This window comes from Leptolyngbya sp. GB1-A1, from assembly GCF_039962475.1.
Classification (GTDB): Bacteria; Cyanobacteriota; Cyanobacteriia; order Elainellales; family Elainellaceae; genus Leptolyngbya_A.
Map to the genome: position 1 here is coordinate 23,398 of NZ_JAMPLI010000046.1, position 17,024 is coordinate 40,421.

Consider the following 17,024-nt stretch of genomic DNA (forward strand, 5'->3'; position numbering starts at 1 on the left):
TTGTAGATAATTCAGAGTATACTCCCCGTTTTTTCATTGCTATATAAGGGTAAGTGTCTATTTCATGAAGCTGATGCAAGAGATTCTAAGACGACAGGATTTGCGAGTGTGCAAAGCTCTACGATCAGGGTTTTTAGAGAACTAACTTTATGAAGCCATAGGTGGAAAGCCTTCGTACCACTTGCTGTGGTTGCCTTCATGGTTTTCCATTCCTGGCTTTGTGAGGATGCCTTTCGGGTCAGCATAGCTGGAAATTACTTTCTTGGGCTGTTCGTGCCAACTCAGATTGAAAGCACAAAGGTTTGGGAAGAATTCCATTGCGGAATAGGGGAGGTGGTCGTGAATCCACCAAGCAAGGGGCTGCCAGTCTTCCGTTTCTTCATAGCGATCGAGATACCAGTTCACGACAATACAAGCGGTTGCCCCCATATAACCATCAGCATCCCGATGATCCCAGATGTGTTTTGCGTAGTTAGCCTCGTTGCTGGCGCAATTATGCCCCTTGTCATTGCCCACTTGATTCACAGTTGGAGAGCGATAGGCAGAACGAATGGAGATGCGCCCGAAGGTGGCTTGCAAAGGTTCCAATAATTCTTCGCACAAGCGAGTTCCAGCGGCGATCGCCAGGTCTGGGTTTTCGGGAATATTCGGAATGCCATAGAAGTTGGCGATTTCGCTGTAGAGGAAGTCTCGCATGAAGAAGTTTTTCGACAAGCGAACCCGACCTAAATCTTCTAATCCTTTGACTGATCCTGGTTTTCGCATACGCTATATAGGTTTAGTACCTCTGTTTTAGATTGCCCTGAAGAGAAGCAAACATTTATGTCCGCAACCTCTGATATCGTTCAAAAGCTCTGGAGTCTGTGCCACGTCTTGCGCGATGATGGCGTGACGTATTTACAGTACGTTACAGAGTTGACCTATCTGCTGTTTCTCAAGATGGCGCAGGAGACAGGAGCAGAGGAGCAACTGCCGGAGGGTTATCGTTGGGGCGATCTGGTGGGTAAGGGTGAAGTAGAGCAATTGAAGTTTTATCGATCGCTCTTACTCATGCTGGGTTCTGAGGAATCGTCGAAGCGGGTGCAGGCAATCTTTGCCAATGCTCAGTCGTCATTAAAGCAGCCGCGCATCCTCAAGAAACTGGTGAGCAGCATTGACGAGTTGGAATGGTTTTCGGAGCATCGAGACGAGTTTGGCGACCTCTATGAAGGGTTGCTGCAAAAGAATGCCGATGAGAAGAAATCGGGGGCGGGGCAGTATTTTACGCCAAGATCCTTGATTGATTGCATGGTGGCGCTAGTGAAGCCACAGCCAGGAGAGCTAGTCCAAGACCCTGCAGCAGGGACGGGAGGCTTTTTGATCGCCGCCGATCGCTACATTCGGCAGGAGCATGATCCATATGATTGGACGGAGGCACAGCAGTCATTTCAGCAGCATCAGGCGTTTTATGGCATGGAACTGGTGCAGGATGCTCATCGGCTCTTGCTCATGAACATGCTGCTGCATGGGATTGAAGGGGCTGTGGATTTAGGCGATACGCTCTCTCCGCAGGGGCAGCGGTTGGCAAAGGCAGATGTGATTCTGACCAATCCGCCATTCGGGACGAAGAAGGGTGGGGGAACGCCCACACGGGATGACTTTACCTATCTCACATCCAACAAGCAGCTGGCGTTTTTGCAGCACATCTATCGATCGCTGAAACCGGGTGGACGGGCAGCAGTGGTGTTGCCGGATAACGTGCTGTTTGAGGATGGACAGGGGCGATCGATCCGGGCGGATTTAATGGACAAGTGCAATTTGCATACGATTTTGCGGCTGCCAACGGGCATTTTCTACGCGCAGGGGGTGAAGACGAATGTGCTGTTCTTCCAGCGGGGCAAGACGGAAAAGGGCAACACGAAGGAAGTCTGGATCTACGATATGCGAACGAATATGCCCAGCTTTGGAAAGCGGGTGCCGCTGACTCGTGAGCATTTTGCGGAGTTTGAGCGTTGCTATGGGGATGACCCAAACGGGCAGGGCAAACGAGTGGATCTGGGTGAGGAAGGGCGATTCCGCTGCTTTACGCGAGAGCAGATCAGCAAGCGCAATGAAAACCTGGATATTTCCTGGCTGAGGGATGAGAGCTTGCAGTCGGGGGATGACTTGCCAGAGCCAGAGGTGATCGCGGCTGAGATTATGGAAAAGCTTCGGGTTGCCACCAAGGAAATGGAGGCGTTGATGGTATTGCTAGAAGGGGAGGAAGCAGCAGAGGCGGTGAGTGCTTCGGTCGGGTTGCCAACTTTAGAATAGGAGCGAGGCGATCGCCTGATCTCAAGATTGGGGAGGAGAGGAGAACGGGAATGAAAACTCTTGAGGAAGTCAAACAACAATTGATCCAGATTAAACCGCGATTGCAGCAAGCCTATCAGGTTACACAGTTAGGCATCTTTGGTTCCTATGCTCGACAGGAGCAGACTGAGACGAGCGATGTCGATGTTTTGATTGACTATGACAAGGCTCCAACGTTGTTTAAACTGGTTGAACTGCGCGAAGACCTGAGCAGCGTTTTGGGGATGAAGGTGGATGTTGTCACCAGGAACGGGTTGAAGCCGAGAATCCGGGAAAGGGTGTTGTCTGAGGTCGTTTATCTATGACCGATCGCCCGCTGTCAGAGTTTTTGCAGGACATCCTGGAATCAATTGCAGACATTGAAGCATTCACTAAAGGAGTTGATTTTGAAGCGTTTCAGGCAAATCGAGAGAAAGTCTTGGCAGTGGTGAAGTCTATCGAAATTCTAGGCGAAACGGTCAAAAAAAAACCCGATGATATTCGGAGCCAATATCCTCAAATTCCCCGGAAAGCGATCGCGGGAATGCGAGATGTGTTGTTCATGAATACTGGGGATTGATACTAACGTTGTGTGGGCAACGGTACAGGAAGGGTTGCCTCCGCTAAAAGCTGTAATTGTTGAGATTGCCGATAGCAGTAGATAACGAGTTTCAAGCTTCACTAGCCGATTGCCCCTCCCCAATAAATTCTGCTTCCTAATTCTGATTTGATTGCAAGCTATGAGTGACGAATTGACAGAACTGCCTGAAGACTGGAAATTAGTTCAGCTTAAAGACATTACATCAAAGTTGGTAGACGGCTCACATAATCCGCCTTCTAAACAAGAAGTTGGGTTACCCATGTTGAGCGCCCGTAATATCAATGATGGAAAAATTGACTTTGATGGTGAATGCAGATTTATTGAAGAGAGTGCCTTTAAAGCGGAAGATGCCCGAACAAAGATTAGTGCAGGAGATGTATTGCTCACAATTGTTGGTGCAATTGGCAGAGCAGCAGTTGTACCCGATAGCTGTCAGCCTTTTACGCTCCAACGCAGCGTTGCCGTGATGTCTCCCATCAAAATTGTGCCTAGTTTTCTAAAGTATCAATTTGATTCGCCCAGATTACAAACAGAGTTTTTAGACAAAGCTAAGGGAACGGCGCAGAAAGGCATTTATCTCAAAACATTGAGTGAACTAAGAATTGCCCTTCCACCACTTAATGAGCAGAAGCGGATTGTTGCCAAGATTGAGGAGTTGCGCGATCGCTCTCATCGTGCAAAACAAGCCCTCGAAGCGGTTCCAGAATTGTGCGATGGCTTCCGCCAATCTGTCCTTGCGGCTGCCTTCCGAGGTGACTTAACAGCTGATTGGCGCGAAGAAAACCCGGACGTTGAACCTGCTTTGGTTTTGTTGGAGAGGATTAAGGAACGGAGATTTGAGCTTGCTGAAAAGAAGAGAGATTTACTAGCTGTCCAAAAGACTTACGCAGAACTGATAGATAGCCCTGTAGATGACCCATCGTTACCAGACGGGTGGCTACATTGCAGAATTAATGACATTGGCAATGTTTGCAATGGTAGTACTCCATCTCGGAAAGAACTCAAGTATTGGGATGGTTCAATCCCTTGGGTAAGTTCTGGGGAGGTTCGCAACAATGAGATTTTTCAAACTCGTGAAGCCATTACAGAAGAAGGCTATGAAAATACTTCTGTTCGGCTTTTACCTGTTAGTACAGTACTTTTAGCAATGATCGGAGAAGGCAAGACCCGAGGACAAACTGCCATATTAAGGATCGAAGCAACTATTAACCAAAATATTGCTGCCGTCATTCTCAATCATGGGCTAGTTTTGCCTGAATATCTTTGGTATTGGTTCCAATATCAGTACGCATCTACAAGAGAAGTAGGTAGCGGTTCAGGGCCTCAAGCCCTTAACTGTCAGCGAGTACGAGAAATTCCTTTTGTGCTTGCTCCACTCCAAGAACAAAAAGCAGTCGTCACTTGCATTAAAAACATGCTCGACTCAACTGGAGCGATTCGGCATCAGCTTCAATTAACAGTAGATCACCTCGCCATTCTCAACCAATCCATTCTCGCTAAAGCTTTCCGGGGTGAACTGGTTGAGCAAAATCCCAATGATGAACCTGCCTCCGTATTACTCGATCGCATTCGGATAGAGCGACAGGCACAGGAAGGCAAAAAGAGCGGGGGCGCAAGAGGCAAGCGGAAGAAGGCAAACAATGACCAGCTAGACCTGCCGAGAGTGGAATAGGGCGATCGCTCTTGACCGCTGAAATCAGTGATGCGATCGCTGGTTCGCCTCATCGAAAAAACGCAGCGGGAGCCGCTCTACAGCTTAATTGGTGCCTTAATAGCGAGGCTTACAGTCAGAGAAGCTCAAACACTCACTATCGAGGAAACCAGCGAGCGCCATTTCCAACACAGCTTCCACCGGATACTCAATCTCTGCGGCTCGTCTTTCAAACGATTCCCTGATTTTGTCAGGCAACGCCGCTAGTATCATCCGGGCTGCAACCGGGCTGAGATGTTCTGTCGTTTCTTGTTCAACAGTGGGTTGCATGGTCAGTCCCTCATCGGTATTCGGGCATTAAACGGCGGTTCGCTCAGATTAAGGATAATCCGCTCTAACTCCGATGATAACGCCCGCCACCGCATGAAGTCGAGGGTAAACGTGGCGATCGCCACATCGCGATGGTCATAGTCCGCAATCCACGACCAGGTAATCGATTTATGCCCGCCTCTAAATCGCTCCTTAATGTCCTGAGCTTTTCCGATATACAGCAGTCCCTCAGTTCGATGCCGCACAGCATAGATCCCAGGTTTCGTCGTTAGTTCTGTAAATTCCCTTGTAATTGGAACACAATCAGAGAAATCTGCCTTAATAAGCGCCTCTAGAATGGCGTATGCCTGTGCCTCTACTTCTGTCATCAACCTGTTGCTTCTCCTCAGCCAGATTTGCCCATTCCTATGAGCTAGATAGAGCATGATTCAAAACTAGGACATCTGACCGGGTTTGCTTGTCCTAGTTTTGCTTGTTCTGGTTTTACAGCCCATTCTGGGTAGGGATACCAGAGAAACTGCTATAAATACTACTCACCCTGATCACGAGCCATCATTTTCCTCTGCTTCCAGTTCTTCGATCGTGTCTTCAATCTCCTGGATCATTCGATTGATATGGCTTTTCAGGTCTTTTGTGGCTTTACCTGGCTTTTCATACTTGTTAGCCAGATTTGCCCATTTTTGCAGATTGGATAGAGCACGATTCAAAACTAGGACATCTGACCGGGTTTGCTTGTCCTGGTTTTGCTGCCCATCCTCAGTAGAGTCGTCAGGGATATCATTCAAATACCGCCTCACCTGCCGAATGGACTTGCCAATAATCAACTCCAGAGCAGGGCGTAAAGCTTTCTCTCCTTTTTTAGGTTTTCCGGGGGCATCTCTATAACCTGCTGCCCTCAATCTATCCGCAATAGCCCTTACTTCTGTCGGAGTGTAATCTCTCCGCTTCTCGTTTTCACTGGCTTCGATCGCCAGCGCCTTCTCTGGCTCAATTTGGCTATCGAAGTCGTAACGACGGATGGGGACTTGTTCATTAGGGAATTGCTTAGCGTAAGCATCGGGGTCTTGTTCCCGTAATAGCAGAATCGCAGCACGCCGATGCCCTCCCGCCAACAATCTACCCTGGCTATCCACCGCGATTGGAGCAATCAATCCTACGATCGCGATACTATCGGCTAGCTCCTCAATATGAGCCGGGTTTAGTGGGCGGCTGTCTCCTTCTACGCGATCGGTGATGCTGTCGATCGACAAGGTCGCTGTTGATGAGGGAGTCTCTGCGCCTCGGCTTTTGGCGATCGCTAATGCCCCAGTTAATTTGCTAGCACTCATTTCGTCCCCCAACCCTTCCAGATTTCTTTACCCAAAGCTTGATAGTCGCCCCATGCAGTGGCAGCAGCACTGCCTCGCAATTCACTCACTGGCAATCCTTCCAGAGCCGAGTCTTGATAAACAGCCCTGTCTTTAATTCCCGTATTAAACACCGGCAGTCCTGCTTCCTTTAGTGCTTCCCTGGCACTGGCTTCTCGTTTAAGCCCTCTCGTAGGAAGCATGGTTAAGAGAATGCGGTACTTATCATCAGACAGTGATTGTAGAATGCCCACCGTCCCGATCGTCGCCTCTAACGAAAAAATAGAAATCTCGGAAGGGATGATCAATAAGTCGCTAGCAGCAGCGAGTGGTAGCAGTTCAGTTGGGTCAGTACGGGCAGGAGTGTCAATAATCAGATGATCAAATGCTGGGGGCTCTTTGTCCCCATCCATAACTGAGAAAGCTGCCCTCTGCTGTCCACGCTCGTACCAACTCAACGCGCTTCTATTAGGATCACCATCTAACAGCACAACCTTGCCGCTTCCTCGCCGCTTACCAAAATGCTGGGCTAAATGTAAAGCCGTCGTTGTTTTGCCTACACCACCCTTAAAGCTGGCGATTGTAATAATCATGGTATTGATTCTACTGGAACCACCTTGAGATTTTGCACGAAAATCGTCCAGCTAACTATTCCAGAAACGCTGGTTTTGTCTACACTTTTCCTATTTCATAGCACTTGCTCTTTTCAGCCCTAACTACCAAAATTCGTTCATTTCTAAAACAAAGTCTATCGCCATTGATGACAGACCTCATGCATTGCCCGAACCATCTCTTGTAACGCTTCTTTGCCGCCTAAACTCACTATGAATGGTCGAAGCTTAGCCATTGTTTGTAAAAGCTCGTTGCGGCGCAGGTGAGACAACATATGAAGAACCTCGTGCCAGAAGCGAATGCTGGTTGAAAGTTGTATTAATTGATCTGCCATGCCCTGAAATGCTTGTGCTGAGTGGTACTTATCTTGAAATTGTCGTGTAATGTCTAGGGCATGGGGTAACAAGGACTCCGGCAGGTGTGGCACCAAAGCACTGAGGGTACGAGCGCGGTCAGACTCAGATTGAAATTGTCGTGTAATGTCTAGGGCATGGGGTAACAAGGACTCTGGCAGGTGTGGCACCAAAGCACTGAGGGTACGAGCGCGGTCAGACTCAGATTGAAATTGTCGTGTAATGTCTAGGGCATGGGGTAACAAGGACTCTGGCAGGTGTGGCACCAAAGCACTGAGGGTACGAGCGCGGTCAGACTCAGATTGAAATTGTCGTGTGATGTCTAGGGCTTCGGTCACCAGTTCTGGCAGGTATGGCACTAAAGCACCGAGGGCAGTAGCGCGGTCAGACTCAGATTGAATTTGTCGTGTGATGTCTAGGGCTTGGGGTAACCAGGACTCTGGCAGGTGTGGCACCAAAGCACTGAGGGTACGAGCGCGGTCAGACTCAGATTGAATTTGTCGTGTGATGTCTAGGGCTTCGGTCACCAGTTCTGGCAGGTATGGCACTAAAGCACCGAGGGCAGTAGCGCGGTCAGACTCAGATTGAAATTGTCGTGTAATGTCTAGGGCATGGGGTAACCAGGACTCTGGCAGGTGTGGCACCAGAGCCCTGAAAGCATCAGCGCGGTCAGACTCAGATTGAAATTGTCGTGTGATCTCTAGGGCATGGGGCAACAAGGACTCCGGCAGGTGTGGTACCAAAGCCCTGAGGGCAGCAGCGCGGAAAGACTCAGATTGAATTTGTCGTGTGATGTCTAAGGCTTCGGTCACCAGTTCTGGCAGGTGTGGTACCAAAGCACTGAGAGCAGTAGCGCGGTCAAACTCAGATTGAATTTGTCGTGTGATGTCTAAGGCTTCGGTCACCAGTTCTGGCAGGTGTGGCATTAAAGCACTGAGAGCAGTAGCGCGGTCAAACTCATCTTGAATTTGTCGTGTGATGTCTAGGGCATGGGGTAACAAGGACTCCGGCAGGTGTGGTACCAAAGCCTTGAGGGCAGTAGCGCGGAAACCCTCAGATTGAATTTGTCGTGTAATGTCTAGGGCATGGGGTAACAAGGACTCCGGCAGGTGTGGTACCAAAGCCCTGAGGGCAACAGTGCGGTAAGACTTATCTTGAATTTGTCGTGTGATGTCTAGGGCATGGGGTAACAAGGACTCCGGCAGGTGTGGTACCAAAGCCCTGAGGGCAGCAGCGCGGAAACCCTCAGATTGAATTTGTCGTGTAATGTCTAGGGTTTCGGTCACCAGTTCTGGCAGGTATGGCACTAAAGCACTGAGGGCAGTAGCGCGGTCAAACTCATCTTGAATTTGTCGTGTGATGTCTAGGGTTTCGGTCACCAGTTCTGGCAGGTGTGGCACCAAAGCACCGAGGGCAGTAGCGCGGTCAAACTCATCTTGAAATTGTCGTGTAATGTCTAGGGCATGGGGTAACCAGGACTCTGGCAGGTGTGGTACCAAAGCCTTGAGGGCAGTAGCGCGGTAAGACTCAGATTGAAATTGTCGTGTGATGTCTAGGGCATGGGGTAACCAGGACTCCGGCAGGTGTGGCACCAAAGCACTGAGGGTACGAGCGCGGTAAGACTCAGATTGAAATTGTCGTGTAATGTCTAGGGCATGGGGTAACAAGGACTCCGGCAGGTGTGGCACCAAAGCACTGAGGGTACGAGCGCGGTCAGACTTATCTTGAATTTGTCGTGTGATGTCTAGGGCATGGGGTAACCAGGACTCTGGCAGGTGTGGCACCAGAGCCCTGAAAGCAGTAGCGCGGTCAAACTCATCTTGAAATTGTCGTGTAATGTCTAGGGCTTGGGGCAACAAGGACTCCGGCAGGTGTGGTACCAAAGCCCTGAAAGCATCAGCGCGGTCAGACTCAGATTGAAATTGTCGTGTAATGTCTAGGGCATGGGGTAACCAGGACTCTGGCAGGTATGGCACTAAAGCACTGAGGGCAGTAGCGCGGTAAGACTCAGATTGAATTTGTCGTGTGATGTCTAGGGCTTCGGTCACCAGTTCTGGCAGGTATGGCACTAAAGCACTGAGGGCAGTAGCGCGGTAAGACTCAGATTGAATTTGTCGTGTGATGTCTAGGGCTTGGGGTAACAAAGACTCCGGCAGATAGGAAACAATCATTTTGATCGCTTCTGCTCGTTTCCCAGCTTCCTGAATTTGCTGAATATATGCAATTCCTTGGGCTGGTTGCCAATGTCCTTTCTCAACTAATGCTGCAATGAGTTCAGGTGGAAGGTTACTTGCCAAACTATTTAGGGAGGCAATAATTAAGGCATAACGGCACTGCAACCCAATAGAAATCGCTGGGCTGCTGTCATAAAGGTTCTCAGCTAGCTGCCATGCCCGTGCCACATCAGTAATAAAATTGGCTGTTTGTCCTAACGCTTCGCATGCCTCATACCATCCATTTCGCCTCGTTGTGGTTTCTTCTTGTAGCAGTTGATGAATTTCTGTTAACCGTCCTGCTTGCTCCAGATGCCAGGTAAGGTGAGTATGAATGTAGCCATCGTCGGGTAAGGTGTGCCACAAATTTTGTTGAGTTTTAGCTCGATAGCGGTCTAAAAAAATGGAATGAGCTTCCGCAATTTGTAAGCCCAATCCTGGTATTTCAGCTTGAGATTGAGGCGTTGACCCACTCGCTAAAATGCGCTTTGCCAGGTCATGCATTAAGTCATGGAGCCGATAGGTGAGTTTCTGTCCTGGTTGTTGTGCGCCTGCTGACAAAAGTGCCCGCGATCGCAAAAATCGCAGCGCTGTACCCGCTTGTCGTGGCGTTAATTCCCACAACGTTGCAGCGACCGCTTCGCTAATCAAAACATCCTCTGGCAATATCCCTAACCAGGCAAATTGCTTTTGTTGCTCCGGTGAGAGCCGTTGCAAGCTGAGGTTAAGCGATGCCAATAAGCTCAAGTTTTTGCGCTGTTTTTGGCTTAGTTCGGCTCCTGGGCGATCTAGAGTTTCTAATCGTGATACTTCTGCCTGCAAATCGTCCAGTAGTTCATCAAAGGTGACTCCGTCTGTTAATTGAGCGGCTGCTAATTCCAAGGCGAGCGGTAAGTTGCCCACTGCCCTCGCTAACGTAGCAGCTTGTTGGCGATCACGCTCAGTCACGCATCCTGGATATTTCTGAGTCAGTAACATGAGCGATTGCTCTGGCGTCATTTCCTCTAGGTCATACCGCTTCGCCCCACGAACTTCTGCCTCACGAGTTGTAACCAATACTCGACAGCCCTGTCCACCAACGCGAAAGGGTTCTACATGGTCAGGGTTCCAGGCATCATCCACTACAAGCAACACTTGCTTGTCATAGAGCAACGAGCGCAAGTGCATCGAGGCAGCATCAATGCTAGTCGGCTTATAGTCATGATCCCCTAAAGCTTGAATCCAGCTACTCAAGAATGAGAGAATATCAGGCTCTTGCCCTAGTGTTGCCCAAAGGATGCCATCTGCAAACCGATCCTGTACCTCTATGTCATGGGCTACAGCGGTTGCCAATACAGATTTCCCGATACCCCCCAAGCCGTAGATTGCGCTAACCACCAATGTGCCGGGTGTAGCATTATCAGTTGCCAACAGCAGTGATTTGACTGTTTGTTGATGTTCTGGACGGGCAACAAAGTAATCAGGCAGCGGCGGCATCTGGAAGTTTTTTCCAGTACGAAGGGGGCGATCGTTGTTGTATTGATTGATAGTGACATTACCCCGGATTGTGCCAGGAGTGATATTGCGATCGCCAGTGATTCCCTGATTAATTCGCAGAGAGGATTGTTCGGGAGCGGTCGGTTTCTCTTGCCCTACCTGCTCCAATAGTGGCAATGTCGAAGTCTGAGGTCGGGCTCGAGTGACAGAGTTTTTACCTGCATGGCGACGACTTCGGCGGTTCCTCTGCCCTTGCTTGAGCCACCATCGCATAAACGCACGAACCCTGCTCTTTAACCAACGGTAAAGGCTCCTGGTCACGCTAATTCCCTAGCTCTGGTTAATATTGACCGTTCCATCCGACTGCCCAAACGTAATATTTCTGTCGCCTTTAACTGACTGGGTCACGTTAACGACCTTGTGAACCGTTTCAGAACTATCTTCTAAAAGGCGGGCGATCTCTGCAGCTAAAGCAGGATCAGCCTCCAATATTTTCTGCAACTGTTTGGTCAACGCCTCGCGGGCATCTTCATCATTAGGATTTTGGGCTAATTCCTGTGCTGCTCCCTGTGCTAACGGTTTAGCCTCTACTTTGGGACGCAGCTTGGACCACAAGCTCTTCGCCTTTTCCCAAGCATCCTCCCCAAATTTTTCAGCAACACTTTCTGCCGCCTTGGTTCCTAGATTGAACAGAGATGGAAGAAATGGAGCCAAGAAGCTAACCAGGACTGCAAAATTCATACCGTTGACCTGGTAACAATTACATCCCTCATCTTACTCGATGACTTTCTTGTGTCAGATTTGAGTGTCGAACTGCAAATAGAGATCGTTGCTCTCAGTAGAAAATTTAGGATCTGCTTTCAGGAAAGCAATAGTTACGGTGTGACAGTTGCAAGTGTCTCAGAAACGTCCCTTTCTTTTACACTCCGCCTGATCGACACCAGCCACCCTTTTTCTGCTACTTGAGCTGTAAATAAACCCGTCAATTAATCTATGTTTCAAAATGCAGCAGTTCTAACGAGTTCTGATACAGTAGCAGTACATTAGATCTGCTCCTACTATGCTGATCGGCTACCAACGCGTTTCAACCGATGATCAAAATCTTGCCTTGCAACAGGACGCGCTTCAAACGGCAGGATGTGAAAAACTCTTTTCTGACAAGATGAGTGGGTCCAAAGCTGATCGCCCTGGTTTGAAAAAGGCGTTTGACTTTGCAAGGGAAGGTGACACGCTGGTGGTGTGGCGGCTCGACCGACTGGGGCGATCGCTTAAGGACTTGATTGCCCTGATTGAGGAATTGGAAAAGCGCAAGATTGGGTTGCGATCGCTGCAAGAAAACATTGATACGACCACCAGTGGCGGAAAGCTCATCTTTCACATGTTTGGGGCATTGGCTGAATTTGAGCGGAATCTAATTCGGGAACGGACTCAGGCTGGGTTGCAGGCAGCTAGAGCCAGAGGTAGGAAAGGGGGACGACGGCAAAAGTTGACTGAACAAGAGATTGAGATTGGGCGATCGCTGGCAACTGACCCGAAGCGATCTGTCACGTCAATTTGTGAGCACCTTGGGATTAGCCGTCCGACTTACTACCGCTACATCAATCCCGAAATGAGCAACATTGCCGAAAACAATCCTTGAGCGATCGGGTGTAGTATGCCTTAACCCCTTATTTCACCAGGGCTGAGGACTAGATAGACTGCCAAAAATAGACATTTTCGGCAAACGTGGAGTGAACGCCAGGCATCACCCGCCGCCCCGAGCTACTATTGAATTTAACAAGCGGCGTGTCGGCGGTCTACTAGATTCTTGTAGTTGCAGGGATAATTCGGAGAAAATCTACTCTGGCCCATTCGAAAGAATCTTGCTCTCCCATAATGGTCATCGTGCTGCCGTTATTGAGCGACACGCCTCTAATTTCTCGTTCTACAAACGTTTGTTCTAGAGGGTTGTTATTCCCTAAGTCTTTATCCAGTGACCATCTTCCAGTAGAAGCTCCATCCACCCAAAGATCGAGCTCTCCCTCCCCATCGGACTCATCTAAATAACCAACTGTAATGTCATAGACACCAGTTGGCCCGGTGAACTCCGTTGTAGCGGTGCCCGTATCTCCAGCAGCATTTCTAAGGCTAATCAGCCGATCGCCCGAAGCAAACTCATTATTCTCAATCAAATAATTGCCCAGCAACATGTCCTCAGCTTCGAACTTATAGAACCGATCGGCAGGAACAACTTGAATTGAGTCTATTCGGGCCTCTTCATTTCGGTCTTTTGCGCTCTCGATAGCAATCAGGTCGCCTGATTGCAGCGCAACACCTCTTATCAGACGCTCAGTGAAAGCCCGTTCTGAGGGACCCGAGCTGTCAAGGTTTTTGTCCAACGTCCAAGATTCAACTGACCCTCCGTTCACCTTAAAGTCGAGGGTCGAGGTACCATCAGTTTCATCTAAATAGCGAACGATGACATTGTAAGTATCGGAGGCGCCTTCGAAGGTTGTCGATACACTTCCGTTTCTACCCGATGCCTGCCTGAAACTGACCAACTGACCACCAGAGGCAAATTCATTGGCTTCAATCAAATAAGTATCCAATGTCAAGTCTTCTGCTTCGAATCTGAAAACGTCTGGTGAATCATTATCTAGAATCGTCAACGTAGCCTGGTTATTGGAACCAATGGCAACGCCACCCATCGGATTTACCAGCTCAAATATTGCTGTTTCGTCCCCTTCAACCAGGTCATCATCGAGCAATGAATAAGTGAAGGTTTTTTCGGTTTCTCCCTGCTCAAAAATAGCCGTTGCTGGATGAAAACTGAAGTCATCTAGATTAGTCGCCGTTCCGCCAAAACGCCGTAATTCGACCCCAACGTTGCCGTCAGTTCCCCCCGTACGCGTTAGGGTAATGTTGAATGTACCGGCATCTTCATCGACCGAGAAGGAACTTGGGTCAAACTGAATCTGACCAAAGTTAGCCCCTTCAGGAGCTTTGAGCCGAATATCGAATGAGTATGTGGTAGGATTTGCCGTTTCTTGATACCACGCTGTATAGGTGCCTGCATCAAGCTGCCCTGGATTAGCATTGGGACCAAGCTCACTAGGGAATTGGGCGCTTGCTTTATAATCAAGCAGATCCTGCTCCCCCCCAACTTCATCAGTGTCAATCAATTTGCTGACTTTAAACTCTTTTGCAAGCTCAGGAAATTGAGCGTTATCAATACTGTTGGCAGGGAACGCATTTCCTTCAATTAGAGCAAAGTATGAGTTGCCACCGCCGGTCTGTTGATAAGACCTCAGGTAAATGGCGTCAACAGTGAATCCGCTTGGAACGTCAAAGACAAAGAAGTCTCGATCCTCATCACCACCATTAGCAGGTGTCGTACGTTTAGTAGTACTACCTGTGACAACATTGGAACCAGGGAATAGGACTAGCTTACCTGGGTAGAATTCATGTGCCGTCGGATTGGAGATATCATCTGATAGGTCGCCTAAAAAAGTTTCGTTATAGTCTGCCATATTTTTTTAATGGCATGTTTTTTTAATAGTTAGATGAACATAAACATGCCCATTCAATCATGGTAATCGAACCCGCTGCACTTGAACCATAATTGGGTAGTGTTTTACATTTGTTGATGTTTATAATTACAGTTGAAGCCCGAACTCATAACGGTTGATATACAATCCAATCACGGTATCGTGCATTTGCTCAGACTTGGAAAAGCAAATCGTCTTTCGCGCTAATCGCTTGATTCTTGTCCTTAGCGTCAAATGCTTCCGTTCAATTCTTTGGGTGTTTGCCTTTCCAACTTTATGCTGCTGAGCTTCTAAACATCGTTCATAAGCTCCCCATCCATCTGTGTAAAACTTCTTAATGCCAAAGGGTTCCAACAGTGCTTGCAGCTTCTTAAATACTGCATCACTATGATTCCCAAATACATACGCTAATACTTTCCGACTGTGATGGTCAATTGCCCACCATAGCCATCGCTGATTTGCCTTCTTCTGAACGAAACTCCACATCTCGTCTAGCTCACTTTCAATGCCTGAATTCTCTGCTCCAAGACTAACTCGAACAATCTCGACCTGCACTTGCTCAGGCTCAATCTGTTGTAGAAGGAGTTCATTCACTGCTTTGAGCACTTCTTGTTTTTTTAAGTTCTCCAATCACTGTTCGAGTACTGACCTGCAACACTCTGGCAATGTCTCGAATACCACTCCCGTTGAGGCTCATTTCCACAATCTGCTCTTTGACAGCGCTAGTGCGTCCTGGGTAAGACGGGTTCAGCATAAAGGTTCGTCCTTGACAAATCTCAGAGCGACAGAGGAAGCGCTGTTTACCTTGGGCTGTTTTGCCGTTTTTCACGACATCCCTATCGGCTTGACAATGGGGACAAACAACTGGAATCAGTGCCATTAGAGTGAATACTTGTAGATGGGGAAAACAAACAGATTGCTAGTGCCACTAGTTTACCCTATCAACAGATGTAAGACACTACCGTCCGCGATGTCATTCGCATGAAGCTTGTTGATCAAAAATATTGCCGAAAAGAGGCATTTTCGGTAATCATATAGATTTCTCAAATGGTGGTGAAGAAATGCTGTTTTCCAAGAAACATATAGATTTATTTCTCTTTAAATTGCATGCGGCGCGACAAGTCTTGAACGAAAGGATGGTCTGAAAGGGTTGCGATTTGCCCGTTCTCAATGACGGCTTGTAAAAAGCTCACAAAATTCCGCCAAAGGATTCCTGTGTTGGGATGATCCTCCCCGAGCTTGGATAGGGCGATCGCAAGAGCTTTCAGATACAACGATTCTGCCTCCTCGTATTGCCCCTGGGACTGGTAGAGTGCTGCCAAGTTGTTGAGGCTAGAGGCAACATCGGGATGCTCTAGTCCTAACAATTGCTGCCGCAGCTGCAGGGCTTGCACATACAAAGGTTCTGCCTCCCCGTATCGCCCTTGAGACTTATAGAGTCCTGCTAAGTTGTGGAGGCTGGTGGCAACGTCAGGATGCTCTGGTCCTAACAATTGCTGGCGCAGCTGCAGGGCTTGTTGGAAGAGGAGTTCTGCCGCCTCGTACCGCCCCTGGGACTCGTAGAGCCCTGCCAAGTTATGAAGGCTAGAGGCAACGTCAGGATGGTTTTGTCCTAACAGTTGCTGGCGCAGCTGGAGGGCTTGTTGAAGGAGGGGTTCCGCCTCCCCGTATCGCCCCTGGGATTTATAGAGCCCTGCCAAGTTGTTGAGGCTAGAGGCAACGTCAGGATGCTCTGGTCCTAACAATTGCTGGCGCAGCTGGAAGGCTTGTTGAAGGAGGGGTTCCGCCTCCCCGTATCGCCCTTGGGATTTATAGAGCCCTGCCAAGTTGTGGAGGCTGGTGGCAACATCAGGATGGTTTTGTCCTAACAGTTGCTGGCGCAGCTGGAGGGCTTGTTGGAGGAGGAGTTCTGCCTCCCCGTATCGCCCCTGGGACTGGTAGAGTGCTGCCAAGTTGTTGAGGCTAGAGGCAACATCGGGATGCTCTGGTCCTAACAGTTGCTGGCGCAGCTGGAGGGCTTGCTGAAGGAGGGGTTCCGCCTCCCCGTATCGCCCTTGGGATTTATAGAGCCCTGCCAAGTTGTGGAGGCTGGAGGCGATCTGGGGATGCTCTGGTCCTAACAATTGCTGCAGCTGCTGGAGGGCTTGTAGGTAGAGGGGTTCTGCCGCCTCGTACCGCCCCTGGGACTCGTAGAGTCCTGCCAAGTTGTTGAGGCTAGAGGCGACATCGGGATGCTCTGGTCCTAACAGTTGCTGGCGCAGCTGGAGGGCTTGTTGGAAGAGGAGTTCTGCCTCCCCGTATCGCCCTTGAGACTTATAGAGCCCTGCTAAGTTGTTGAGGCTAGAGGCGACATTGGGATGCTCTGGTCCTAACAATTGCTGCAGCTGCTGCAAAGCCTGTTGATAGAGGGGTTCCGCCTCCCCGTATCGCCCTTGGGATTTATAGAGCCCTGCCAAGTTGTGGAGGCTAGTGGCGATATGGGGATGCTCTGGTCCTAACAATTGCTGCAGCTGCTGGAGGGCTTGTAGGTAGAGGGGTTCTGCCGCCTCGTACCGCCCCTGGGACTCGTAGAGTCCTGCCAAGTTGTTGAGGCTAGAGGCGACAT

Annotated in this window: 16 protein-coding genes; 5 read left to right on the forward strand and 11 right to left on the reverse strand. The window is 49.2% G+C overall.

Going from position 1 to position 17,024, the window contains the following annotated elements; translation table 11 throughout:
* Positions 1–147 precede the first annotated feature (147 nt).
* Complete coding sequence (locus NDI45_RS25275) at positions 148–765, reverse strand: hypothetical protein (protein WP_348249327.1); 618 nt, start codon at positions 763–765, stop codon at positions 148–150.
* 57 nt (positions 766–822) lie between these two features.
* Here NDI45_RS25275 and NDI45_RS25280 point away from each other — a divergent pair, with 57 nt between their 5' ends.
* From NDI45_RS25280 to NDI45_RS25295, 4 genes are all read left to right on the forward strand, one after another.
* A complete protein-coding gene (locus NDI45_RS25280) occupies positions 823–2,292 on the forward strand; it encodes an N-6 DNA methylase (RefSeq protein ID WP_348249328.1) in 1,470 nt (489 codons plus the stop codon).
* 50 nt (positions 2,293–2,342) lie between these two features.
* Positions 2,343–2,636, forward strand: a complete 294-nt coding sequence (locus NDI45_RS25285; RefSeq protein WP_348249329.1) for a nucleotidyltransferase family protein — start codon at positions 2,343–2,345, stop codon at positions 2,634–2,636.
* A complete protein-coding gene (locus tag NDI45_RS25290) occupies positions 2,633–2,890 on the forward strand; it encodes a HepT-like ribonuclease domain-containing protein (RefSeq protein ID WP_348249330.1) in 258 nt (85 codons plus the stop codon). Before NDI45_RS25285 ends, NDI45_RS25290 begins: the two co-directional genes overlap by 4 nt.
* Positions 2,891–3,050: 160 nt before the next feature.
* Positions 3,051–4,583 (forward strand): restriction endonuclease subunit S, encoded by a 1,533-nt coding sequence (locus tag NDI45_RS25295; protein ID WP_348249331.1) that lies wholly within the window; start codon positions 3,051–3,053, stop codon positions 4,581–4,583.
* 96 nt (positions 4,584–4,679) lie between these two features.
* Here the strand turns inward: NDI45_RS25295 and NDI45_RS25300 are convergent, their stop codons facing one another.
* The 6 genes from NDI45_RS25300 to NDI45_RS25325 form a co-directional block, all read right to left on the reverse strand.
* Positions 4,680–4,892, reverse strand: a complete 213-nt coding sequence (locus tag NDI45_RS25300) for a hypothetical protein (RefSeq protein WP_348249332.1) — start codon at positions 4,890–4,892, stop codon at positions 4,680–4,682.
* A gap of 2 nt (positions 4,893–4,894) precedes the next feature.
* A complete protein-coding gene (locus tag NDI45_RS25305; protein WP_348249333.1) occupies positions 4,895–5,260 on the reverse strand; it encodes a GIY-YIG nuclease family protein in 366 nt (121 codons plus the stop codon).
* 174 nt (positions 5,261–5,434) lie between these two features.
* Complete coding sequence (locus NDI45_RS25310) at positions 5,435–6,220, reverse strand: ParB/RepB/Spo0J family partition protein (protein ID WP_348249334.1); 786 nt, start codon at positions 6,218–6,220, stop codon at positions 5,435–5,437.
* Positions 6,217–6,831 carry a ParA family protein gene (locus NDI45_RS25315; RefSeq protein ID WP_348249335.1) on the reverse strand — a complete coding sequence of 205 codons (615 nt, stop codon included), beginning with the start codon at positions 6,829–6,831 and terminating at the stop codon, positions 6,217–6,219. Before NDI45_RS25315 ends, NDI45_RS25310 begins: the two co-directional genes overlap by 4 nt.
* A 155-nt stretch (positions 6,832–6,986) precedes the next feature.
* Positions 6,987–11,069 (reverse strand): NB-ARC domain-containing protein, encoded by a 4,083-nt coding sequence (locus NDI45_RS25320; protein WP_348249336.1) that lies wholly within the window; start codon positions 11,067–11,069, stop codon positions 6,987–6,989.
* 153 nt (positions 11,070–11,222) lie between these two features.
* Positions 11,223–11,633 carry a hypothetical protein gene (locus tag NDI45_RS25325; protein WP_348249337.1) on the reverse strand — a complete coding sequence of 137 codons (411 nt, stop codon included), beginning with the start codon at positions 11,631–11,633 and terminating at the stop codon, positions 11,223–11,225.
* 319 nt (positions 11,634–11,952) lie between these two features.
* Here NDI45_RS25325 and NDI45_RS25330 point away from each other — a divergent pair, with 319 nt between their 5' ends.
* Positions 11,953–12,531, forward strand: a complete 579-nt coding sequence (locus tag NDI45_RS25330) for a recombinase family protein (protein WP_348249338.1) — start codon at positions 11,953–11,955, stop codon at positions 12,529–12,531.
* A gap of 160 nt (positions 12,532–12,691) precedes the next feature.
* Here the strand turns inward: NDI45_RS25330 and NDI45_RS25335 are convergent, their stop codons facing one another.
* The 4 genes from NDI45_RS25335 to NDI45_RS25350 all read right to left on the reverse strand — a co-directional run.
* Complete coding sequence (locus NDI45_RS25335; RefSeq protein ID WP_348249339.1) at positions 12,692–14,401, reverse strand: Calx-beta domain-containing protein; 1,710 nt, start codon at positions 14,399–14,401, stop codon at positions 12,692–12,694.
* A 126-nt stretch (positions 14,402–14,527) separates the two neighbouring features.
* Entirely contained in the window at positions 14,528–15,013 is a 486-nt protein-coding gene (locus NDI45_RS25340) for an IS1 family transposase (RefSeq protein WP_348249340.1), read from the reverse strand.
* The gene (locus tag NDI45_RS25345) at positions 15,006–15,299 is read right to left on the reverse strand and encodes an IS1-like element transposase (RefSeq protein WP_348249341.1); all 294 of its coding nucleotides are present in this window, start codon (positions 15,297–15,299) and stop codon (positions 15,006–15,008) included. The genes NDI45_RS25340 and NDI45_RS25345 overlap by 8 nt, the downstream gene beginning before the upstream one ends.
* Before the next feature lie 208 nt (positions 15,300–15,507).
* A partial coding sequence (locus NDI45_RS25350; RefSeq protein WP_348249342.1) for a tetratricopeptide repeat protein occupies positions 15,508–17,024 on the reverse strand: 1,517 nt, incomplete at its 5' end.